This is a genomic window from Pseudomonas sp. 34 E 7, from assembly GCF_900005715.1.
GTDB lineage: Bacteria > Pseudomonadota > Gammaproteobacteria > Pseudomonadales > Pseudomonadaceae > Aquipseudomonas > Aquipseudomonas orientalis_A.
Genome location: NZ_CVTX01000172.1, coordinates 64,323 through 64,717, shown reverse-complemented (window position 1 = coordinate 64,717; position 395 = coordinate 64,323).

Genomic DNA, 395 nt, shown 5'->3' with positions numbered 1-395 from the left:
TGACTGAGCGTCGCGGCAAGTCTTTCGCTGAGATGATCGTTCCCTCGCTCCGCGTGGGAATGCATCCCGTGACGCTCCGCGTCACCATTGCGCACGTTTCGGATGTTGCATTGAAAGCAGGACGCAGAGCGTCCTGGGCGGCATTCCCACGCGGAGCGTGGGAACGATCTTGTGCATGACTGAGCGTCGCGGCAAGTCTTTCGCTGAGATGATCGTTCCCCCGCTCCGCGTGGGAATGCATCCTGTGACGCTCCGCGTCACCATTGCACAAGTGCCGGTGTTGCACTGAAAGCAGGACGCGGAGCGTCCTCGGCGGCATTCCCACGCGGAGCGTGGGAACGATCTTGTGCATGACTGAGCGTCGCGGCAAGTCTTTCGCTGAGATGATCGTTCCC